Annotated in this window: 20 protein-coding genes and 2 tRNA genes; all 22 read right to left on the bottom strand. The window is 43.6% G+C overall.

The features are described 5' to 3' along the window. Positions 1-6: 6 nt before the first annotated feature. Positions 7-783, bottom strand: a complete 777-nt coding sequence (locus GYO_RS21980) for a type III pantothenate kinase (protein ID WP_014112315.1) — start codon at positions 781-783, stop codon at positions 7-9. A gap of 193 nt (positions 784-976) precedes the next feature. Then, positions 977-2890 carry an ATP-dependent zinc metalloprotease FtsH gene (ftsH, locus tag GYO_RS21975; RefSeq protein ID WP_003218392.1) on the bottom strand — a complete coding sequence of 638 codons (1914 nt, stop codon included), beginning with the start codon at positions 2888-2890 and terminating at the stop codon, positions 977-979. Positions 2891-2987: 97 nt separating this feature from the next. After that, positions 2988-3530, bottom strand: a complete 543-nt coding sequence (gene hpt, locus GYO_RS21970; RefSeq protein WP_019713025.1) for a hypoxanthine phosphoribosyltransferase — start codon at positions 3528-3530, stop codon at positions 2988-2990. After that, positions 3527-4945 carry a tRNA lysidine(34) synthetase TilS gene (gene tilS, locus GYO_RS21965; RefSeq protein ID WP_014112313.1) on the bottom strand — a complete coding sequence of 473 codons (1419 nt, stop codon included), beginning with the start codon at positions 4943-4945 and terminating at the stop codon, positions 3527-3529. Before tilS ends, hpt begins: the two co-directional genes overlap by 4 nt. A 103-nt stretch (positions 4946-5048) precedes the next feature. Continuing rightward, positions 5049-6065, bottom strand: coding sequence for a serine/threonine protein kinase PrkT (prkT, locus tag GYO_RS21960; protein ID WP_014112312.1), 1017 nt, complete (start codon positions 6063-6065; stop codon positions 5049-5051). Then, positions 6031-6768, bottom strand: coding sequence for a vWA domain-containing protein (locus GYO_RS21955; protein ID WP_014112311.1), 738 nt, complete (start codon positions 6766-6768; stop codon positions 6031-6033). Before GYO_RS21955 ends, prkT begins: the two co-directional genes overlap by 35 nt. Positions 6769-6852: 84 nt before the next feature. After that, complete coding sequence (spoIIE, locus tag GYO_RS21950) at positions 6853-9336, bottom strand: stage II sporulation protein E (protein WP_041520825.1); 2484 nt, start codon at positions 9334-9336, stop codon at positions 6853-6855. A 199-nt stretch (positions 9337-9535) separates the two neighbouring features. After that, a tRNA-Glu gene (locus tag GYO_RS21945) sits at positions 9536-9607 on the bottom strand. Positions 9608-9616: 9 nt separating this feature from the next. Continuing rightward, positions 9617-9693: transfer RNA gene (locus GYO_RS21940), tRNA-Met, on the bottom strand. A gap of 168 nt (positions 9694-9861) precedes the next feature. Then, complete coding sequence (locus GYO_RS21935) at positions 9862-10248, bottom strand: S1 domain-containing RNA-binding protein (protein WP_003218379.1); 387 nt, start codon at positions 10246-10248, stop codon at positions 9862-9864. A gap of 80 nt (positions 10249-10328) precedes the next feature. After that, positions 10329-10706, bottom strand: coding sequence for a cell division protein DivIC (gene divIC / locus GYO_RS21930; protein WP_003242110.1), 378 nt, complete (start codon positions 10704-10706; stop codon positions 10329-10331). A 17-nt stretch (positions 10707-10723) separates the two neighbouring features. Beyond that, a complete protein-coding gene (gene yabQ / locus GYO_RS21925) occupies positions 10724-11359 on the bottom strand; it encodes a spore cortex biosynthesis protein YabQ (protein WP_014112310.1) in 636 nt (211 codons plus the stop codon). Then, positions 11356-11658 carry a sporulation protein YabP gene (yabP, locus tag GYO_RS21920; protein WP_014112309.1) on the bottom strand — a complete coding sequence of 101 codons (303 nt, stop codon included), beginning with the start codon at positions 11656-11658 and terminating at the stop codon, positions 11356-11358. Before yabP ends, yabQ begins: the two co-directional genes overlap by 4 nt. A 78-nt stretch (positions 11659-11736) precedes the next feature. Beyond that, entirely contained in the window at positions 11737-11997 is a 261-nt protein-coding gene (locus tag GYO_RS21915) for an RNA-binding S4 domain-containing protein (RefSeq protein WP_003218370.1), read from the bottom strand. A gap of 2 nt (positions 11998-11999) precedes the next feature. Next, positions 12000-13469 (bottom strand): bifunctional methyltransferase/pyrophosphohydrolase YabN, encoded by a 1470-nt coding sequence (yabN, locus tag GYO_RS21910; RefSeq protein WP_041520824.1) that lies wholly within the window; start codon positions 13467-13469, stop codon positions 12000-12002. Further along, a complete protein-coding gene (locus GYO_RS21905; protein WP_014112307.1) occupies positions 13459-15057 on the bottom strand; it encodes a putative polysaccharide biosynthesis protein in 1599 nt (532 codons plus the stop codon). The genes yabN and GYO_RS21905 overlap by 11 nt, the downstream gene beginning before the upstream one ends. Positions 15058-15239: 182 nt before the next feature. Next, on the bottom strand, positions 15240-15776 hold the full coding sequence (gene spoVT / locus GYO_RS21900; protein ID WP_003218365.1) for a stage V sporulation protein T: 537 nt from the start codon (positions 15774-15776) through the stop codon (positions 15240-15242). A gap of 134 nt (positions 15777-15910) precedes the next feature. Then, positions 15911-19444 carry a transcription-repair coupling factor gene (mfd, locus tag GYO_RS21895; protein ID WP_014112306.1) on the bottom strand — a complete coding sequence of 1178 codons (3534 nt, stop codon included), beginning with the start codon at positions 19442-19444 and terminating at the stop codon, positions 15911-15913. A gap of 69 nt (positions 19445-19513) precedes the next feature. Next, positions 19514-19744, bottom strand: a complete 231-nt coding sequence (gene fin, locus GYO_RS21890; protein WP_014112305.1) for an anti-sigma-F factor Fin — start codon at positions 19742-19744, stop codon at positions 19514-19516. 59 nt (positions 19745-19803) lie between these two features. After that, positions 19804-20370 (bottom strand): aminoacyl-tRNA hydrolase, encoded by a 567-nt coding sequence (pth, locus tag GYO_RS21885; RefSeq protein WP_014112304.1) that lies wholly within the window; start codon positions 20368-20370, stop codon positions 19804-19806. Positions 20371-20477: 107 nt separating this feature from the next. Next, positions 20478-21095, bottom strand: coding sequence for a 50S ribosomal protein L25/general stress protein Ctc (locus GYO_RS21880; RefSeq protein ID WP_014112303.1), 618 nt, complete (start codon positions 21093-21095; stop codon positions 20478-20480). An 85-nt stretch (positions 21096-21180) separates the two neighbouring features. Continuing rightward, positions 21181-22134 carry a ribose-phosphate diphosphokinase gene (locus GYO_RS21875; protein WP_003218353.1) on the bottom strand — a complete coding sequence of 318 codons (954 nt, stop codon included), beginning with the start codon at positions 22132-22134 and terminating at the stop codon, positions 21181-21183. Between the last annotated feature and the right edge of the window lie 9 nt (positions 22135-22143).

Here is a 22143-nt window from a genome sequence, read left to right as displayed (position 1 = left end):
AACCTCCTATACACTTCCTACGCGGTTTCGTTCATAAATCAATTCCAGCCCTTTTAGGGTTAAGAATGGATCAACGATATCTATACAATCTGATTCGTTTGCAATGAGCGGCGCAAGGCCTCCTGTCGCAATGACCTTTGGTTCCTGTTTTGCCTGCCATTTCATTCGCTTGACGATTCCTTCCACTTGACCGACATAGCCAAATAAAATTCCAGATTGCATCGCGCTTACAGTGTTTTTTCCGATAATATTGTCAGGCCGGGTGATTTCGATACGCGGAAGCTTTGCCGCACGCGAATAAAGCGCCTCTGTCGAAATCGTAATCCCAGGAGCAATCGCCCCGCCCATGTATTGTTTGTTTTCATCAATATAGCAGTACGTTGTGGCAGTTCCGAAATCAACAACAATTAACGGATTGCCGTATAAGTGTATCGCAGCAACAGCATTTACGATTCTGTCTGCTCCCACTTCTTTCGGATTGTCATATTTTATATTTAAACCCGTTTTCACACCCGGACCGACAATTTGCGGTTCGATATGAAAGTATTTTGTGCACATTCTTTCTAACGCAAACATGATTGGCGGCACTACCGATGAAATAATAATGCCATCTATCTGTTCAAACATAAGCCCGGAATGCTCAAATAAGGAGCGTAAAATCATCCCAAACTCATCTTCTGTTTTATGCCTGCTTGTTTCTATACGCCAGTGATATTCTAATTTTCCATCATGATATACACCAAGTACAGTATTGGTGTTCCCCACATCGATAACCAGTAACAACCTCTATCACCACTTTTGAATAGTTTCTCTACTTTACTTTTTACAAACATTCTACAATAACATACACGATCAGCGGCTCATTTGTAAACAAATCGATACCAGAATTGGATGATTGTAAAAGACGCAGCCGAGCCCATGATTTACATAAAAAAACTGCCAGCGTCAGCCGGCAGTTTTTTAGAGAGAAAGCGAATTACTCTTTTGTATCGTCTTTCTTTTCTTCTGTTTTTGTTAGAATGTTTACTTTCACATCATCGTTCTTTTCATCATCAGAGAAATTGCGCTCAGGCAATGTTCCATGATCAACGAGATGTTTGATTTGTTCAGCGTCAAGCGTTTCAACTTTCAGAAGCGTTTGAGCAATCAATTCAAGCTTGTCACGATTTTCAGTCAGAATTTGTTTCGCGCGCTCATAACATTCTTTGATGATGCGCTGAATTTCCTGATCAATTTCGTAAGCGATTTGATCACTGTAGTTCTGTTCGTTGTTGAAATCACGGCCTAAGAATACCTGACCGCCCTGAGACTGTCCAAATTGCAACGGTCCCAGTTTTTCTGACATACCGAATTCTGTAACCATTCGTCTTGCAATATTCGTCGCACGCTGGAAGTCATTGTGCGCTCCTGTGCTGACTTCACCGAAGATAATTTCTTCAGCTACACGTCCGCCCAAGAGGCCGACAATTTTATCAAGCAGCTCCGGCTTTGTCTGGAAGTAACGGTCTTCTCTTGGAAGCATAACTGCATAACCGCCAGCCTGACCCCGAGGAACAATCGTTACTTTATGGACCATATCAGCCTCATCTAAAACGAGTCCGATAACAGTGTGTCCGCCTTCGTGATAAGCCACGATATTGCGTTCTTTCTTGGAGATTACGCGGCTCTTCTTAGCAGGTCCGGCAATTACACGGTCCGTCGCTTCGTCAATATCACGCGCATCGATTTTTTTCTTGTTTTGACGAGCCGCCACAAGTGCAGCTTCATTCAATAGATTTTCTAAGTCCGCGCCTGAGAAACCTGGTGTTCTCATAGCAATTGATTTCAGGTTAACCGTTTCATCCAGCGGTTTGTTTCTCGCATGGACTTTCAATACAGCTTCACGGCCAATGACATCTGGGCGGTCCACTGTGATTTGACGGTCAAAACGTCCCGGACGAAGTAAGGCTGGGTCCAAGATGTCCGCACGGTTCGTCGCAGCAATGATGATGATTCCTTCATTGGCGCTGAATCCGTCCATTTCAACAAGCAATTGGTTAAGCGTCTGTTCACGTTCATCGTGTCCTCCGCCGAGACCTGCTCCACGCTGGCGTCCGACTGCGTCAATTTCATCGATGAAGATCAAACAAGGCGCATTCTTTTTCGCATTTTCAAACAAGTCACGCACACGGGAAGCACCGACACCTACAAACATTTCAACGAAATCAGATCCGCTGATGCTGAAGAAAGGTACGCCGGCTTCACCTGCACAAGCTTTTGCCAGCAATGTTTTACCGGTTCCCGGAGGTCCGACTAAAAGCACGCCTTTTGGTATTCTCGCACCAAGCTCGGCAAACTTGCGGGGATCTTTCAGAAACTCAACAACTTCAACGAGTTCTTGCTTTTCTTCGTCAGCCCCTGCAACGTCTTTAAATTTGACGCGTTTCTTTTCCTCTGTATACAACTTCGCCTTGCTCTTACCAAAGTTCATGACACGGCTGCCGCCGCCTTGAGCCTGATTGAGCAGGAAGAAAAACAGAATAAAGATAATGACAAACGGGATGATGGTCGTCAGGAATGTCACCCATCCGCTTGTTTCTTGAGCGGGCTCAACCTTTACGTCTGTCTTTTTCAAAGCATTAAATATCTGGTCTGCTCCCTTTCCTTCAGGAACATGAGACAAAAAGTATTGATCTTTGTCGTAGTTTTTCAGCTGCCCTTTTACCTCATAAACACCTCTGACAGGCTGAACCGATACGCTATCAACTTTCCCGTCATCCAGGTTTTTGATGAACGTACTGTACGACATATTTTCTGTTTTCGGATTTGAGGTCTGGAAGTAGCTCACAACCCCGATTACTACTAATAAAATAAGTAAATAAAAAATGGTATTACGGAAGACCCGATTCATTCCTTACCTCCTCCCACAGTAAGCACAACTATGTTCAATAGTACCATAGAAAATCATCCCAATACAAACAATAACCATCTCGGAAGCAGGCTGCCGATCAGCTTTCATAAACTGCCGGTTTTAACACTCCGATATAAGGCAAATTGCGATAGCGCTCTGCATAATCAAGTCCGTAACCCACTACAAACGCGTCAGGAACTTCAAAGCCTACAAAGTCTGCTTTGATGTCCGCTTTTCTTCCGCTCGGTTTATCCAAAAGGGTAACAATCTTAATTGATTTTGCTTTACGGTATCGGAAGAGCTCTACTAGATAACTTAAGGTTAACCCACTGTCGATGATATCTTCAATAATTAAGATGTCCCGGCCCTCTACAGATGTATCCAAATCTTTAATGATTTTTACTTCTCCAGAAGAAACCGTAGAATTTCCGTAGCTTGATACATCCATGAAATCCATTTCCAAATATGTATCAATATGCTTGATAAGATCCGCCATAAAAGGAAGTGCTCCTTTTAACACACCGATTGCCAACGGAAACGTATCTTGATACTCGCTCGTTAATTCTGCGCCTAACTCTTTTACTTTCTCTTGTATCTCTTCCTCTGAGATCAGTACTTTCTCGATATCATGTTTCATCATGATTTTGCTTGCCCCCTACACTTTTCATGCTGTCTATATTGTAATACAATGCGGTCGCTGTTTGGAATCACAAGATCTTCAAAAATTGATTTTTTCAAGCCCGGTATCCAGATAATTTCACCGCTTGCGTCCGTTACAATCGGCCAGTTGTCTCTTTCTCGGAGAGGCAATTTCTTATCAATAAATATATCCTTTACCTTTTTCGAGCCGTTCATCCCTTTTAGTTTGATCCGGTCTCCAGCTTTTCTCGTCCGGATCGTTAAGGGAAATCGCACCTTTTTTTCACTTGTAATAAAAACAGCATTCCCATGTTCTTCAGGCGAATCCGCATAATGCTTTGCCTCTATCAGAAATCCATTGGGGAGCACTGCCGTTTCATCAGCAGCTCCGCTTATTTGGTATTCAAAGGGAACATTTTTGCACTGCCATTGTTCAAATGTAAACAAACATGTCTGATATGATTTGACCACCTTCAGCCCTTTCGGAAAGTCCAATACTCCTGAAGGACCGCCCTTTTCCGCCCAATCGAGAAACTGCTGAATGTGATGAGCTGAAAAGGATGATGGAACGTTTTCATAAAGATAGTTTAATATTAGTTGAACTCCTCTTCTTTGTAAAGGCATCGGGAGGGCAAGCAATTGAGAGGATTTGATTTCAACTGATGTATTAGACTGGCTTGTGATTACTTTATTCATTTCATCTTTCGTTAATGACTGTAAGAATTGCTCATCTTCCGTCAGTGCCTCACTCACTTTCTGAAACCTTTTATGCACATCCGGCGACTCCTGTTTCAAAAACGGGAGCACTGTTTTTCTGAATCTGTTTCTTGTGTAGTCATCTTTGGCGTTGCTTTCATCCGTCCGGTAGCTCAAGCTGTTTTCACGGCAATAGTGATGGATCTCTTCCTTTGTAATGGTTAAGAACGGCCTGATGATCCGCCCCGTCCCAAAACGTCTGACCGGCTGCATTCCCGCAAGTCCCGCTCCAAGCGTACCCTTGGCCAGTCTCATAAGCATCGTTTCAACCTGGTCATCACCATGATGCGCAAGCGCCAGATAGTCCGCTTGATGCTTCAACATGATGTCCTCAAAAAACTGATAGCGGCAATCACGTGCCGCAGCCTGCTTATTGAGACCTTTTTCCTGCGAATATGCTGTTACGTTGATTTGAGCCGTTTCGCACGCGAGCTGTTCAGCTTTACAATAAGCTTGGACAAAACGCATGTCTTCCTCAGATTCCGCGCCCCTGAACCGATGGTCGACATGAGCTGCAATAATATTTGCTGAACGGCCGCATAACGTATGCAGTGCGTGAAGAAGAGCCATTGAGTCCGGACCGCCGGAAACGCCTACAATGATTGTCGCCCCTTTTAACGTAAGATTGTGTTTGTTTAAAAAATCTTTGACACTTTTCACAATGTCCTCCTCACAATGAGCAGGTTTTTTAAAGATATTCATATCCTATCACTTTCAATCCTTCCAAGCAAAGAAGAAGCATAGGCTTTGCAGATTGTGCCATTCAGATTAAGAAGAAGATAATGTAGGCGAAATAAAGCGCCAAAACGCTGATCACGATAAGCGTTGTTTCAAATAATCCCCCCGACTTAGCAGGCTTCTGTTTAGGAGTATAGCGCGTCTTCGTTACTTTTCCTTGGCGCAGTTTTTGCTGTCTTTGTCTTGTGACAGGCTGCGGCGGTGTTTTTACAGCTTGTTTTCTCTGTACTGCTTTTTGCCCCGCGTCGAGCATGTCCTTCTTCATTTCATCTGCGGTTTGATAATCGCCGTTCAATGCTGAAAAAAGCACTTTTTTATACTTTTTCAGCAGAGGGTGCCCTTCGATTAGAGACCTAAGCTGTTCCTTGGGCTGGTTTGTTTTCTTGAATTCTTTTTTATGCACACTGTTGATCATAATCATGGCAACTGCAAACAGATCGTAGGATGGCTCTGCTTTTCTTGTTCCATACCCCCAATACCCTCTGTCATAAAACTCGGTATACTCTTTTATCGCACGGCCTTCCTTTGTTGTGCCGCCTACATCAATGCAGCGGATTCTTGCGGGCGGACCGGTTACAATCAGATTATCAGGTTTAAGATCGCCGAATATCCATCCTTGCTGGTGAAGCACCGATAAGCTGGATAACAATTGAATCATCAACACCGGTATCCATTCCGCTCCTTTATCATTTACATAATTCAAAAGCAGCGGGCCTTTTATGTATTCCATTGCATAAAACGAAACTTTCGTATTGGCACTGGGGATATAGGCATCATCCGTATCAAAAAAAGAAGGCCCCATCGTAACGGACTGGGCCTTTGAGAAAGATTTTAAGACATTCACTTCAGAAGTAATAGACAAGCTGTCATCGCTCACCTTTAAGGCAACATGTCCATCTGATGCTTCTGCCAAATACACAATTCCATTGGCCCCTTTTCCAAGCTGTTTACGCAATGTATAAGAGTTTCCGTTCCACTTGCCTTTGATTGTCGTACCCGGCTTAAGGTTACATGCCAAACTCGTCAAAGCGTCGTTCATCATCTGCCAGCATGCTCCTTCTTGAGCGGATTTTTTCAAATTGCTGCGTCGCTTCACGTATCGCCGGACCTGTCGGCGTGATGCCGCCTGTCGAAAGCTTTGCAAAGAGTGAGGAAAGAGATTGCAGCTTTGGTGTCCAGTTCAGCACAAGCTCGACCTCTTGTTTTTTCCCGGGAAATATACACATCGCAAATTCGTTATTCCCGATTCGGGAATTGAGGCTGACAGACAAATCAATCAGCGCCTCTTTTACTGTAGGAAGCTTAGGCGCCATACTTGCACTTGTATCAACAAGGACCAAAACCTGAAGATGCACCGTTTCTCCAAGCTCGTCTACCACTTCCATGACTTCGCCGCGTTTTTCGGGAGAAAGCTCCTCCATTTCCACATTCTTTCCGAGAATTTGTTTCAGCTCTTGATTGACTACACCTTGTAAGGTTTGCGTCATTGCTTTTTTTGTTACCATTTGAACGGTTTGTGAAAGCTGAGATGCATAAACCACCTGATGCACACCGCCTCCGGCAAGCGCAATCCCTTCGACTTCCTTCATTGCTTCAGGGTCAATTTGGTTTTCTTCCATTATACCTATGACATTTACCGTAATCCCCTGCTCTTTAGCAAAAGCAGCCATTGCAAGCGGGTCTTCCCCATGGTTCGAGCAGCCATCCGTTATCAGCAAAATTTGATTTAAATGTCCGTTATTCACATTCATTCCTCCTGGAGAATACGAGGATTCTCAGATTCATATATTCCCATCTTCGCCAGAAGAAATTTGATTTATACGGAAGCGTTATGAAATTTCTTGTTTGTTTTGAAAGATGGCCGGAACAGGGATGGATGCCCACTTCGGTGTATTGTGGTCAATCCGGACGACAACAACTGTCATATCGTCCTCAATTTGGCCGGATCTCGTGCGGATGACTTCCTCCATGAGCAAATCGGCAATCTCCTGCGGGTCATTTGTTTTTAACCCTTTCATTTTGCGTTTCATCCATAAATCATGATTTTCTACATGCTTAGGGCCCTCAAATATGCCGTCACTCATCATAATCAAGAGATCACCCGCTTTCAACTGCTCACTCACAACCTCCACATCGAATTCATTAATAATACCGATTGGCAGATTGCTCGCTTGAACTTTCATTACCTGGTCGCCCCGTTTGATAAAGCTAGGCGTCGATCCGACCTTCAAAAATTTACAGCTTGCATCTTGTAGATCGATAATAGATAGGTCAAGCGTGGAATATATCTCATCAGTTGTCCTTAGGGACAGTATGCTGTTGATCGTTTTAATTGCTATTTTTTCATCAATGCCGGATTCAAGGATTTTCTCAAGAAGCTTGATCGTTTCATTGCTTTCGAAGTGCGCCCTTGCGCCATTGCCCATTCCGTCACTGATTGCCGCAGCATATTTTCTGGCACCTAGCTCCATCATGCTGTAGCTGTCGCCGGAGACAAGGCCGCCGCCCTTCGCAGCGTGAGCCGCACCTGTAGACACCCTGTATGATTTAGTTGATCCAAAGACGACATGACTGTATCCATTCGGATGTGGAGAGTGTTGTTCGGCTTTCACAAGAATTTGTTCTTCTAGAATATCAGAAAGCATAGGCGCAATGATTTTTTCACTTTCTCCATGTCCGCTGAACGGAATGGTCATTTCAATGTCGATATTTCCTTGTTCAAGACTATATATCTCCACATGCTGAATCTCGATACCGAAATGCTGAAGTGCCTCTATGATTTGCTCTTCCTGCAGAAAGTGCTGTTCCCGCTCTCTTTTTATTTCCCGAGAAAAGTCTGCCATGACTTCAGAAACACCTAAAAGCTGTTCAGCAACAAGGCGCCTGCTGTCCTGCACTTTTTGCTTAAGCGTCAAATGGGCATGATGATGTGCGAGTTCATCCTCAATCAGCTCTTCAACCTGCTTTGATTTAGAACAATGCTGATGAAACTCTTTTTTCAGCCTTCGGTTTGATGCATATTCTTTTTCTTCTGTTTCAAGCATAACTTGTTTCATTAAGTCATATGTTTTATCAAAGTTCTGTACCCAGCATCTGTTTTTCTTGTAGCACGTCTGACAGGAATGCTCCGTGATCTTGCTTAAAAACAAATCAACTTCGCTATCATCTGTCTGTTCGTCAGATGCTTGGTAAAAGGTTGCAAAGCTTTCAGACAGCGCGTGGAATACATTAGAGAACTGGTCTACCTTTTGAGCAGTGACATCTCTGATTTTCCTAGCATATTGCTGCTGCTCTTGAAGATGCTCCACAGTTCCCGGAATATATCTCGCCACTTTCTTTGTAATCGATTGAGGTGTAAGCAAAAACAGGCCGACTGCAATTAATGACTCATAGAGCGTTGTCATCAGACCAGCAGAGCCTTCACCATATAAAGAAATAAGAAGTGATCCAACGATCAGCCCGATTGCTGCGCCTGCCTTTTTTCCTTCCTTCAGCAAACCGCCTAATAAACCGGAGAAAGCAAGCAGACTCATTTGATAGAGGTTTCCGATATTCGCCAAGCCAAGAATCAGACCGGTCACGACACCAACCGTACAGCCAATGCTAGCTCCGCCAATAAAGGAAAAACTCAATACGACATAACGAGCCAGTATATGTTCTGCCTGCATCCCTTGGTAGGACAAGCCGGCAAGCCCCGTCAAAACGGAAGCAATGAGTATCATAAAGCAAATGATTTCTTCTATTTTTAATGATTGTTTTACTTTTTTTACAGTGAAAACCGGAAGGCTCTGAAGGAAAATCAGCGTTAAAATAAAGGATAGTCCAGCTTCAACGACAGCCATCACATAATCATAGGTTGTAAACGCGCCATTTTGGGCGTAAACAAACCCGGCTCTTGCTGCAGCCATGGAGAAGAACACGACAATCGGGAGTGCTTTCACGCGATCGTCGGTGATGAAGGAGGCTACTTTAGAAAATACAAAGAATGCCAGCAATGCGGCTAGTATGAGCAATGAGTGCTTCGGAGAAATGGTCAGCGCACCTGTAAGCACAGCCAGCACCGCATAAAGCGCCTTGTCTCTTCTGATAAGAAGCATCGCCCCAAAGAAAGGAAGTGCGAAAGGAAGCACCTCGGATAATATGAAAGCCCGTCCAAGCAAAAATCCGATGACGACATAAATGAATCCTTTATAGAAAAACAGTGAATGCAAATGATGAGTCACCAGCTTCGTGCCCCTGTTAAAAAAAGATTGGAGTTTTTCCAAAGCTTGTCCCGCCATTGGCCCGTTCACTCTTCTTTCTGCTTTTTCCATTTCTCTCATCTCCCACCTGTTATATTCGTTGCCTGTCATTATAGCGAAAGCACAGATAGGATTTTGTCAAAAGAAGGTAACAATACCAAAGAAATCTTCGACGGTTTCTGCCTTGATATTCGTTTATCAAAAGAATTTCCGGAATGTTGTCTAAAAATGAAAAAAATCGGCTTCTGCAAGAGAAGCCGATTTTTCAGGATGACCCGTACGGGATTCGAACCCGTGTTACCGCCGTGAAAGGGCGGTGTCTTAACCGCTTGACCAACGGGCCAAACAAATATGGTAGCGGCGGAGGGGATCGAACCCCCGACCTCACGGGTATGAACCGTACGCTCTAGCCAGCTGAGCTACACCGCCATATTGTTTTGTGCTTCTAAGCACAAGTTATATAATACAAAGGTTTGTCCTTTTCGTCAACAGAAACTTTAATGTTATAATTTTCTGACTTTTGGAGCGGGTGAGGATAATAAAAAAAGCATCCGTCGGGATGAACGGATGCTTCATTTATTTATAGAAAGCAGCAAGTTATCCTCTTCTTGCTCCGCGCCCTCCACGTTTTGATTCCGTATTGCGTTTTAAAGATGACAAGCGATCTTCGCTGTCTTTTAAAAACTTATTCATTTTCTGTTCAAAAGATTCTTTCGGACGGAAATCATTTCTAGGTCTGGCTTGCGGACGGTCTTTAGCTTTTTTAATAGATAAACCAATTTTCCCGTCTTTTTCAACGTTGATGACTTTCACTTCAACTTGGTCGCCGACTTTTAAGTGATCGTTAATGTCTTTGACATAGTTATCAGCTACCTCACTGATGTGAACGAGACCGGTTGAGCCTCCAGGCAATTCAACAAATGCTCCAAAATTTGTAATACCTGTTATTTTCCCTTGCAACTTGCTGCCAACTTCAATCGACATAAAAAAAGTGCTCCTCCTTAGGCTTATAAAAAGATCGTTTGCTTAATTATACCTAAATAAAAATTTAAGTGTCAACAAGGCTACTTGCTCTTCTTCTCCACATTGAAGATAATTTCTCCGTCTCCAGACATGAATAAGTCTCTTCTGGCAAGCTCTGTGACGTAATCCTCATCCTTCAATTTGGATATTTCTTCTTTTAAATCCGCTTGTTTTGTCTTTAAACTTTTCAGTTCTTTTTCAAGTTGTTCTTTCTTTTCTTCTTTTGCGCTAAGGGAAGATGTTTGGGACCATACAGAGCTTGCCAGCACAATTGCCGTCAGGAATACTAGGGCACCGAATACAGTCAACCGTCTGTACAGCCCTTTGCGTCTTCTTTTCTTCAGCTGATTCTGCCGTTCTACTTGTTCTTTATAGTCGTTTTGTATTTCAGTTATCGTTCGTTCTCTGGAAAAATTCAAACCAGACGGTCCTCCTTTCATCTCTTCAAAAAACGTGTAATGGTCGTTCTTATGGTTACCAATAGTTTCTTCTTCTTTTTGAGAAATCCTGCACCTTTTTCAAAATAACGTCTAAAAGTTAGACGCATTTTTACAGGAAGAAGTTTCAAACATTGTTTTGCGATAAAACGGATCGGAAAACACAGAACCATGGCTATTTTATATAGACACGACGAGAGAAAAACGATTAGGCGGTATGTTTTCTTTGATAAAAACGCCGCCAGCCAGATGACCGCTCCGCATGTCAACACAATAGGACGAAATAACACGTGCTGAATGAGTTTTTTGAAGAATTGATAAACAGAAACAACAAGGTAAATGACGAATTTCAGTATTTTTATATAGATTCGTTTGCAAAGGCTCTGATACGTCGCAACGCCCAGCAGAACCGCTAAAAAGATATACAGCCTGAATTCTCCCTCATTTACATGTAGCAAGACATAAAAGAAAAGCAGCCCTTGCACAATCCAGAAAAGAATATCATGAATAAATAATAGCCATCTGGCTGTTTTGGCACGAATGACAAAGAGCCGGTATGTATCAAGCGACGCCCCAAGCCAGAGGCCCATACCGGACATCGCCAGCATTGTATAGAATTGTGTCGTTAGCGTCATTTAAACAACTTGCTAAAAAACCCTTTAGCTTTATCCCCTTGTTGTTCGTCTAAGTACACTAAATCAAATACCCTGCCTTTAATAGAAACAATCCCTTTTTCAACATCTAGATTTTTCATCTGAAGGTTTTGGCCTCTGACTGAGAGCATTCCCATCACCGTTTCCAGCAGGAATTCTTCGTTATCAAAGCTCTCCACTTGCTTCACCCCAGAAATATCTAAATGCTTCCGGCCTTTCATTGTCACATCATGCTGTTCCGGAACAGACGAAGAATCTTTTTGATCATAATATGAATTCATCTATTCAGCCCCCATATCCTCGATACTTTTAGCATTATTACTGCATTGTATGAGGCGGGGGATTTTTTTAGAACAAGCCTATTCGCCGAGTTTTTCTTCCTTTAGGATCGTATACATGTTTGCAGCTTCTTCTTTTTTCGTCGTGTCTTTTAACTCATTTACTTGAACCGTTACAAGCTTTTGGCCGAAGCGGACCGTTAGTTCATCTCCCGGTTTTACGTCAGAGCTTGCTTTGGCCTGGTTTCCGTTAATAGCGATGCGTCCCTGGTCAGCTACTTCCTTTGCTAGTGTACGTCGTTTGATCAGCCGTGATACTTTTAAAAATTTATCTAATCTCATATTTACGATCTCCTCTCAGTTTCTTTTGCTTCATTCCACAGTTTGTCCATGTCCTCAAGAGACATATCAGCCAGCTCGATTCCCTTTTCCTTCGCTGTTTCCTCAATATACGAGAACCGCCTCCGGAATTTGTCATTGGTCATGGCCAGCGCTTCCTCCGGTTCTATTTTGTAAAAGCGGGCTACATTCACAAGTGCAAACAAAATGTCGCCAAACTCGGCCTTGAGATTGTGTTCATGAGGATCTTCAGAAACCTCAGAAGAAAATTCCTTCATTTCCTCGCTTACCTTTTCCCAAATATCGCTGACGTCTTCCCAATCAAAACCAACCTTTGCTGCTTTTTTCTGAAGTTTAGCAGCTTTCGAAAGAGCTGATAGGGTTTTCGGCACACTGTCTAATAACGATGCTCCGGATGTGTTTTTTTCGGCTTTTTTTATGTCTTCCCAATTTGCCAATACATCGTGTTCATCCTGAACCTTAACATCTTTAAACACATGGGGATGTCTTCGGACCATTTTTTCACTGATTCCTTTTATGACATCATCAATTGTGAAATAACCTTCATCTTCACCAATTTGCGCGTGAAGTAAGACCTGAAGCAAAACGTCGCCAAGCTCTTCGATCATATGGTCTGTGTCTTCTTCATCGATTGCTTCGAGAAGTTCATAACATTCTTCAATCATGTACTGTTTTAATGACTGATGTGTCTGCTTTTTATCCCACGGACATCCATTAGGCCCGCGAAGCTCTCTGATGATGCTTCGGAATGCAGAGAATTCGTGATAAAGCAACTTCTCTTCTTTAATCGGCGGAATATACACACTTGTTAAGTTATTCAAGGCGACATTACGGTCCAGCTCAAATAAAGGCACTGTCTGGATCTCCTCGTCACGGCTCCCAGCCGCTGTCACGATCACAACCTCATAATCATCAGGCAGCTTCTCCATCAATGTCAGCTTGACTTCAGAAGCGGTCATTTGGTCGTAAACCTGACAAATGATCAGGTGATGTCTGAGCTCAAGCTCATCCGCGGACAACGTGCCGGCATCCACAAATTGAAAACCTTCAATCGGGTCGATTTGCAAGGCATTGAATGTGGCATCAAGAAAACTTTGTCCTCCCGCAACTTTCACTTGAACATTTTCCTCTTCCTGCCGCTCCGTCAGCAGCTGTACTGTTTTTTCTGCGACAAAAGGGTGTCCCGGTACAGCATAAACCACGTCCTCACGCTGCGCCTCCTCAAAGAGGATATCTGCAATTTCCTCATATACTGCATCGAACTGGTCATGTTTCTCATATATATCGTCAAAAAAACGGATGTTCTTCGTTTCTTTTTCAAGCTCCTGAATTAAAGGGTGATCCTTGGTTCTGACATACAGCGTATCTGCCTTCGTCAGCAGCTTATGTATACCAATTGTCAATTGGTCCATGTCTCCGGCACCAAGTCCGACGACTGTAATATTACCCGCCATTTTGTTCTCTCCTTTTTATGATTTTGCTTAACTTGCTGCCAAAAGGCACACTGTTCAGCTCTTCATCTGTAAATATTCCCAATTTCATCATACAATAAATAAACACCGCGCCACCAATAGCAACAGCAGAAAGACTTTCAATCACAGCCGCTCCTCGTCCTGCTGCAGGAATCAAGAAAGTCCAGAGGCGCATATACGCAAGCAAGACAGCCGACATCAAAAGGGCAGATCCAATGAGCGGAATCATAATGCCTCTGATTTTATCGAGCCATTCCTTTTGCCGAAGCTGATACAAGTTAAGGCCGGCGACAGCTGCAAAGGATGCCGCTGTTGCAAGTGATGCACCTTCAATCCCATAGCGGGGAACCAAAAGGGTGTTTAACACCCATTTCACTGCAACACCTGCGCCTACCGCTATCGCAGGAAAAACTGTGTATCCAGCGCCCTGCAAAACTGCGGCTGCTGTAACTGCCAAGGATGCAAACAAAATGGAGCAGCTGAATACTTGTAACGCAGCTGTCCCTTCGCCATTTTGAAACAGCATGATATTGACCGGCTCAAGAATGCAGATCAATCCAGCCGACGCTCCTGTACCCAGCACAAGACATAGTTTTAAAGAAGACGTGACTTTTTCTTTCATGATCTTCAACTCTTTGTTCTTTACGGCCTTAGAAATATACGGAACGAGTGACGTCGCAATGCTCACCGCGAAAACTGAACCGAGCTGCAGCAAGGGCTGCCCCCGATCATAAATCCCCTTTAGGCGTTTCGCCTCTTCGCTTGCCTCACCGTCCGAAAGCAAAGCATATAAATTCAAAGCATCGACAAGCTGGATAAACAAAAGAAGCAAACTGCTTACACAAATTGTAACCGAATATAAAAGCAGTTTTTTCGTCAATTCTTTTGTTGTTATGACGTTTTCATTTTGCCTATCCGTTTGGTTATCTCTGTTCGCTTTGAACCAAAAAAATCCGAGTATCATCAACGCAACGAAACTTCCGGCAAGAGACCCGGAAGCGGCTGCCGCCCCTGCAGTATAGAGCGAGGCCCCCTGTTTGGCGAGCCAAAATGATAAGCCCAAGAGCACCACAACCCGCAGAAACTGCTCTGTCATCTGCGATAAGGCTGACGGGAGCATATCTTGCCGCCCTTGAAAACCGCCTCTAAGCAACGCGACAAACGGGAACAGCAGAAATGCAAACGCAGTTACTTGAATTAACACGGCGAGATGTGAATCTCCCATAAAAAGTGCGATTGGAACAGCACCCATATATAAGCAAAGAAATAATAAAACACCGATGAGAGACAAAAACAACGCTGATATTTTTAATATGGTGTGATGGCTTTTTTCACTATAATCATTCATCAGTTTCGAAATAATGACCGGAAATCCTGATGTGGACAGCATGACCGCAATACCAAGAAAGGGATATACCTGCTGATATATATAAAATCCAACATCGCCGACAATGTTTTGAAACGGGACTCTGTAAACGGCGCTTAGTATTTTTGAGATGACGCCTGCCAGAATTAAAACAAAAGCCCCCTGCCAAATCCAATGCCGTTTAACGCCTATTGAATCATCCATCCAAAAGCTCCTTCCCAACGTCAGGGGCAATACGGTTCACGTATTACCGCGGCACAAATAAAAACGAGGTTATTATACCACATCCCAACCCTTGGAATCCTTTTTGGGCATGCATGAAAAAAGAACAGCTTCCCAAGGAGAGCTGTTCTTTTCATACCTATTTTCGATAAAAGGAATAAGACCTACTGTTCCATTTGACGAGCCAAAAATCCAGCTGCTGTCTCAACGGCTTTATGCTCTACTTCGCCCATTGTCTGATCCTTTGAAAAAATCACCACGGCGCCTATCGGATCGCCATTCGCCACAATTGGGCCGACAGTATATGAATTCATGTCCTCATCTATGCCATTAACAAGCTGTACTGATTTTGCATCACTCTCAAGCACGGAACTGCGCTGATCCATTGTTCTTTCCAGCATTTCGCTGATCGACTTGTTCAAGTAGTCTTTTTTCGAACTGCCCGACACGGCAATATATACATCACGGTCACAAATCAGCACTGAATGGCCGAGACTGTCGTAAAGCGCGTCTGCATACTCCTTTGCAAAGTCTCCAAGCTCACTGATCGGAGAGTACTTTTTCAAAATCACTTCTCCGTCACGATCTACAAAAATCTCAAGCGGATCGCCTTCCCTGATTCTCAGAGTTCTGCGAATTTCTTTAGGAATTACGACCCGACCTAAGTCATCAATACGACGTACGATACCGGTTGCTTTCATCTCTGGTGCCTCTCTTTCATTTGATGGTTATACATGTGGGAAAGACCTAAAGCAGTTACTTTATGTACCTTCCGCCTCGCTTGAAATTAGTATCCGTCACATCAAATGTAATATACACCAGAGAGTAACAAAATTTACGTTGATGAAATGGTTTGCTTTTTCACATCTTTTAAGCCCTTCAGCATGCCCAGCACGGTTTCGAGCCATTCATCGGCACTGCGGCCTTTTGTCTGTATGGAGATTTTGAGTTTTTTGCCTTCCATTCCCAGTCCGATTTGTCTGCCATATTTATTGCCGAGCTCAAACAGCTTCTGACCGTCAATTTCCGCACTTGCTTCTTCAGAAATCGTCAATCTGACCGCATCTTTATCCTGCTTAATCAGCTCAACACGTTCATGTTTCGCATAAACCTTCATTTCCGCAACAGTAAACAAGTATTCGACTTCTTTTGGATAGTTTCCAAACCGGTCGATCATTTCGTCTTGAAGTTCATTCTTCTCTTCGATTGTAGCCACAGACCTGAAGCGTTTATACATATCTATTTTCTGTTTGCCATCTTGAATATAGGTTTCAGGAATATACGCATCAAGCTCGACATCAATTTCTGTTTCAAACTGCACCGACTTCGCTGTATCTCCTTTACGCTCTTCAATGGCCTCCTTCAGCATTTGTGAATAGAGGTCAAATCCGACCGAATCGATAAAGCCGTGCTGCTGAGCACCAAGAAGATTCCCGGCTCCGCGAATCGTTAAGTCACGCATTGCAATTTTAAAACCGGAACCAAGCTCTGTGAACTCTTTAATAGCCTGTAGCCTTTTTTCAGCCACTTCTGTCAGCACTTTATCCCGGCGGTACGTGAAGTACGCATACGCCACACGGTTAGAACGGCCGACGCGTCCCCGCAGCTGATAAAGCTGAGAAAGACCCATTTTATCTGCGTCAAATACGATCAGCGTATTGACGTTCGGGATGTCTACGCCTGTTTCAATAATGGTTGTGCTGACGAGAACGTCTGATTCTCCTTCAAGGAAATTCAGCATAACGGTTTCTAGTTCGTTTTCTGTCATTTTCCCGTGCGCATACGCCACCTTCGCGTCAGGGACAAGCATTGAGATCTCATCCGCTTTCCGCTCAATATCCTCTACCCGGTTGTACAAGAAATAGACCTGTCCTCCGCGTGCAAGCTCACGTTCAATCGCCTCTCTGACAAGGGCGCCGTTGTATTCCACAACATAAGTCTGTACGGGGAAGCGGTTTTCCGGCGGAGTCTCGATGACTGAAAGATCCCTTACGCCAAGCATAGACATATGCAGCGTACGCGGAATCGGCGTTGCTGTTAATGTTAATACATCAACATTGGCTTTGATCTGCTTGATCTTTTCTTTATGGGTTACACCGAAACGCTGCTCTTCATCAATGATAAGGAGCCCTAAGTCTTTATACACGACATCTTTTGATAGCAGCCGGTGCGTCCCGATAACGATATCAACAGTACCGTTTTTCAATCCTTTGATCGTTTCGTTTGCTTCTTTTCTCGTTCTGAATCTGCTGAGAAGGCCAATATTAATCGGATAGTCCTGGAAGCGCTCAGTAATGGTTTCATAGTGCTGCTGTGCCAAAATCGTTGTCGGAACGAGCAGAGCTACCTGCTTTCCGTCACCGATCGCCTTAAACGCGGCACGTATGGCAACCTCTGTTTTCCCGTAACCTACGTCTCCGCACAGCAAGCGGTCCATCGGACGTTCTCTTTCCATATCCTTTTTGATTTCATGAATGGAACGTAGCTGATCCTCAGTCTCTTGATAAGGGAACGCTGATTCGAATTCACGCTGCATTTCATGGTCAGGAGAAAACGCATAGCCCTTGCTCGCTTCCCTTTCGGCATACAGCTTAATTAAATCATCAGCAATATCCTGAACGGATGTCTCTACTTTTTTCTTGACCCGTTTCCATTCGCTTCCGCCTAATTTATACAGCTTCGGCTCTTTTCCTTCAGATCCGACATATTTTTGCACCTGGTCAATTTGTTCTACAGGGACGTAAAGCTTGTCGCTTCCCTGATAATGAATATTTAAATAGTCTTTATGGATTCCATTGATTTCAAGAGTTTCAATCCCTAAGTACTTTCCGATCCCGTGATTAATATGAACGACATAATCACCGATTTGAAGCTCGGAATAGCTCTTAATGCGCTCAGCATTGGTAAGCTTCTGTTTTCGAGGCTTCTTTTTCACACGGTTTTTGAACAGTTCTTCTTCCGTAATAACAGCAAGCTTCATCAACGGCAGCTCAAATCCCGATTGGAGCTCGCCTTCCATGATATAGACCTGTCCCTGAACAAGCGCTTTTTTGCTGTCTGTCATAGCGGCTTCGATCTCATAATCAGCCAGAACAGATGATAATCTCTGTGTGCGTTCCTTGTTTGCTCCTAAGAATACAACGGTGAAGTTGGATTTTTTAAAGCGCTCCATTTCACCCGCAAGTACGTTCATTTGGCCATGGAAACTCTGCATTTGTCTGCTTGATACATTGACGATATTCTGCGGACTCGTATGGTGTACATGCCGCAAAAATAAAGAATAGTACAGCAGAGGCCGTTTTTGCTCAGCTACTATTTTTTGGAAGCTAAATGACAAACTGATGTCATGCAAAATCTTCCCTTCTTCAAGAAGGTTTGTTATAAACTCCGCTTCTTCTTTTTGAAGCTGCTCTTCCATCTCATGAATCCGGCTGACTTCATCCAAAATCAGAAGTGTGTTTTCAGGTGTATAATCTAGTAAACTAGCAGGCTTTTCATAGAAATATGAGAGATACTTCACCAGCTCCTGATCTGTCTGGCCTTCAGACAAGCGTTCTTTATCGTGAGAAATATTCGCATGAAGGATTTCTTTTTGCTTGTCGACCTTTAATTTTTTCAGGCTTGCGGCAAGACCTTTATCGATTTTCTCCATCGCCCGCGCTTTTTCTTCAGGTCTGATAATCAATTCCTTTGCAGGACCGATATTGATCGAGGTAAGGGTCTCAATTGACCGCTGATCATCTGAGTTAAAGCTGCGGATTGAATCCACTTCGGTGTCAAAAAGTTCAATTCTCACCGGATGCTCTGAAGTCAGCGGGTAAATGTCAATGATTCCTCCGCGAATACTGAATTCCCCAGGTGCTGAAACCATATCAGAACGCTCATATCCTACCTCTACCAGCCGTGATGCAAGCTGGTCGGGTTCGATGTCATGGCCCACTTGAATGAGCATTTGGCTGTTTTTCCAGACCTCTACAGGTGGCAGCATTCTTCTGATTGCAGCTACCGGAGCAACAACAATTGGCGCTTCTCCATTCGTTAATCTATTAATGACATCTAATCGCTGCGCACGCAATTCAGGGCTTGCGACTGCGATTTCAGATGAAATGAGTTCATTGACGGGGTACAAAAGGACAGACCGATCCTCTAGAAGTGAAGTCAGATCATCCGTTACTTTCTGGGCTTGATATAAGTTATGGGTGATTAGAAAGATAGGCTTATTCGTTTCATTAGCCAGGGCAGAAGTAAAAACAGAACGCGCGGAACCCGACAGACCCGCGAGCAGCTGTTCCTTCAGCCCCTCGTGTAAACCGTTGATGATGGATTTAAAATCATCGCTTTCTTTTATAAAGGTTTGAATGTTGTCCATATGGCCCCTCCTCTCTGTTTCCTGTGAGAACAGAAAAACGCTTTGGTCTAGTGTCTACACCAAAGCTTTTTATTGAATAAATGTGTGATGTTCGTGGTACTGCGGATTTCGGTCAAGCGCCTCTTGGCAATCTTCACATATCGTCGAAACATGGACATCTCCATTTTCTTTATAAGAAATCATATCGTTTCTTTCCTCGTTTGTTAAGTGCTGAAATCCAAGTGAGTCAGTCGATACCATGGAAGATTCGAGACTGCCTACTTTCACTCCGCAATGACGACAATAATAATGCAAAGCCATACAAGGGACCTCCTGATGAAAAAGTCATTTTGGTGTAGTATGGACTTTGTTGATTCATTTTATACCTTTGCGTTAAATTCGTTCATGACTTCTAAAAACGGTTTGCTCAGAGAAGCTTCACAAGCCTTCACAGACTTATCGATCGCTCCATCAATGTCGGGTGCCTCCTCCTTGGTGAAGGAGCCTAACACATAATCAACGACCTTCATGCCGTTTACAGGCCTGCCGATTCCGATGCGGATGCGGTCAAACTCGGATGTTCCAAGATGCTGGATCAGTGATTTGATGCCATTGTGCCCTCCGGCGCTTCCTTTCGTTCTTAAACGGATCTTGCCAGTCGGAAGATCGAGGTCATCGTAAATGACTGTCAAGTCTTCGTTATCGACATCATAATAGTCCATTAAAGGCCGCAAACATTCTCCTGATAAATTCATATATGTAAGCGGTTTAACAAGTAGAACCTTTTTGCCGGAAACAAATCCGGTTCCGTATAATCCATTAAATTTATTTTGATTCAGCTCAATATTCCATTCCTTTGCAAGCTGATCTATCACCATAAACCCGACATTATGCCGTGTATTTTCATAGTTCTTCCCCGGGTTTCCGAGACCGGCTATCACAAGCATGGCGAATCCTCCCTTAGTCACATAAACTCCCGTCTGCATAAGCGGGCTATAATTCTTCTCATTCTAGCACAAAAGACGTAACCACGGGAGGGTTACGCCTTAAGCTATTATTGTTCTTTGTTTTCACCTTCAGGCTGAGCATCGGCAGATTCCTCTTCATCTATCTCAGCTGCTTCCTGTTGCTGTGGAGGAAGGATAGAAGCCACGACCTCATCTGATTCATGATTAAAGGAGTAGTCACCGCCAGCAGGCAAATCCGCAATAGTCAGTACTTCATTTACATCGAGGTTTGAAATATCAGCCTCAATCGTTTGCGGAATGGCTTTTGGTTTAGCCTTTACAGTGAGTGCATATAGCGGCTGCTGCAACACTCCTCCGTTTTTCACTCCAATGGCTTCTCCAGTCAGGTGAATCGGAACTTCCACCTCAATGTCTTCACTCATATTGACCACTTGAAAGTCAGCATGAGTGATTTCATTTTTCAGCGGGTCCGTTTGCAGATCTGTTACCATGACAGAATGTTTTTCTCCGCTGACGTCAAGCGTGATGACTGTATTTTTACCTTCGTCCCTCAGCGTTTTGATCAGCTCCACACTGTCTAATGATACAGGTTTGTTTCCCGTGTCTTTCCCATATATGATACCTGGAACATGTCCTGATGTACGGATATTCCGAAGAGACGAACGAGTAAAGTCCGTTCTTTCTTTTGCCGTTAACGTTGCCATATTCAGCACCATCCTATTATCGTTTTATTGTCCTATTACAAACAATACCCATAACGATAAGGATTTAAACCTCAAAAAAATCGGTTTAGCTGAACAGATAGCTGACTGATTGCTGCTCATGAACACGAATAATCGCTTCAGCCAGAAGCGGTCCGACAGAAAGCTGCTTAAACCGTTCAATTTTCTTTTCTTCAGGAAGCTTGATGCTGTTTGTCACAACAAGCTCTTTAATTGTTGAATTATTAATCCGTTCAACAGCTGGGCCTGATAGTACAGGGTGTGTACAGCATGCATATACTTCTTTCGCTCCGTTTTCAACGAGCGCATTAGCAGCAAGTGTAATGGTACCTGCAGTATCGATAATGTCATCGATAAGGATAGCAGTCTTCCCTTCGATATTACCTACAATATTCATGACTTCCGCCACATTTGGACGCGGACGGCGTTTATCGATAATCGCAATCGGTGCTTTTAGTCGGTCAGCCAGTTTGCGGGCGCGTGTCACACCGCCGTGGTCTGGTGAAACAATGACGATATCTTCAAGGTTTTTGCCTTCAAAATATTCTCCTAAAATCGGTACACCCATTAAGTGGTCAATCGGTATATCAAAGAATCCTTGAATTTGCGGCGCATGCAGGTCAAGTGCAATCACACGAGTTGCACCGGCTGTTTCAAGCAGGTTAGCAAAAAGTTTTGCTGTGATTGGCTCACGGGATCTTGCTTTTCTGTCTTGACGTGCATAACCGTAATAAGGAATCACAATGTTAATCGTTTTTGCTGAAGCGCGTTTTAACGCATCTACCATAATCAGCAGTTCCATAATATGCTCGTTAACGGGGTCACTTGTAGACTGGATGATATAACAGTCACATCCGCGAATACTTTCTTCGATATTAATTTGGACTTCCCCGTCACTAAATCTTGTGACAGAACATTTCCCTAATTGAACTCCAACTATATCTGCGATTTCTTTTGCAAGCTCTGGATTCGAATTCAAAGAAAAAATCTTTAAATTCTTATCTCCGTATTGATTAGACATGGATAAACC

Source organism: Bacillus spizizenii TU-B-10 (assembly GCF_000227465.1).
Classification (GTDB): domain Bacteria; phylum Bacillota; class Bacilli; order Bacillales; family Bacillaceae; genus Bacillus; species Bacillus spizizenii.
This window is presented reverse-complemented; position numbering and strand designations above follow the sequence as displayed.

Coding starts and splice junctions, on each gene's coding strand:
- GYO_RS21935 (WP_003218379.1), bottom strand. CDS start 10,248: ATGTCGATTGAAGTTGGCAGCAAGTTGCAAGGGAAAATAACAGGTATT.
- hpt (WP_019713025.1), bottom strand. CDS start 3,530: ATGATGAAACATGATATCGAGAAAGTACTGATCTCAGAGGAAGAGATA.
- yabQ (WP_014112310.1), bottom strand. CDS start 11,359: ATGACGCTAACGACACAATTCTATACAATGCTGGCGATGTCCGGTATG.
- fin (WP_014112305.1), bottom strand. CDS start 19,744: ATGGCTTTGCATTATTATTGTCGTCATTGCGGAGTGAAAGTAGGCAGT.
- GYO_RS21875 (WP_003218353.1), bottom strand. CDS start 22,134: ATGTCTAATCAATACGGAGATAAGAATTTAAAGATTTTTTCTTTGAAT.
- pth (WP_014112304.1), bottom strand. CDS start 20,370: ATGCTTGTGATAGCCGGTCTCGGAAACCCGGGGAAGAACTATGAAAAT.
- GYO_RS21880 (WP_014112303.1), bottom strand. CDS start 21,095: ATGGCAACGTTAACGGCAAAAGAAAGAACGGACTTTACTCGTTCGTCT.
- spoIIE (WP_041520825.1), bottom strand. CDS start 9,336: ATGGAAAAAGCAGAAAGAAGAGTGAACGGGCCAATGGCGGGACAAGCT.
- yabP (WP_014112309.1), bottom strand. CDS start 11,658: ATGAATTCATATTATGATCAAAAAGATTCTTCGTCTGTTCCGGAACAG.
- GYO_RS21915 (WP_003218370.1), bottom strand. CDS start 11,997: ATGAGATTAGATAAATTTTTAAAAGTATCACGGCTGATCAAACGACGT.
- GYO_RS21905 (WP_014112307.1), bottom strand. CDS start 15,057: ATGGATGATTCAATAGGCGTTAAACGGCATTGGATTTGGCAGGGGGCT.
- mfd (WP_014112306.1), bottom strand. CDS start 19,444: ATGGACAACATTCAAACCTTTATAAAAGAAAGCGATGATTTTAAATCC.
- yabN (WP_041520824.1), bottom strand. CDS start 13,469: ATGGCGGGTAATATTACAGTCGTCGGACTTGGTGCCGGAGACATGGAC.
- spoVT (WP_003218365.1), bottom strand. CDS start 15,776: ATGAAAGCAACCGGTATCGTACGTCGTATTGATGACTTAGGTCGGGTC.
- prkT (WP_014112312.1), bottom strand. CDS start 6,065: ATGATGAACGACGCTTTGACGAGTTTGGCATGTAACCTTAAGCCGGGT.
- ftsH (WP_003218392.1), bottom strand. CDS start 2,890: ATGAATCGGGTCTTCCGTAATACCATTTTTTATTTACTTATTTTATTA.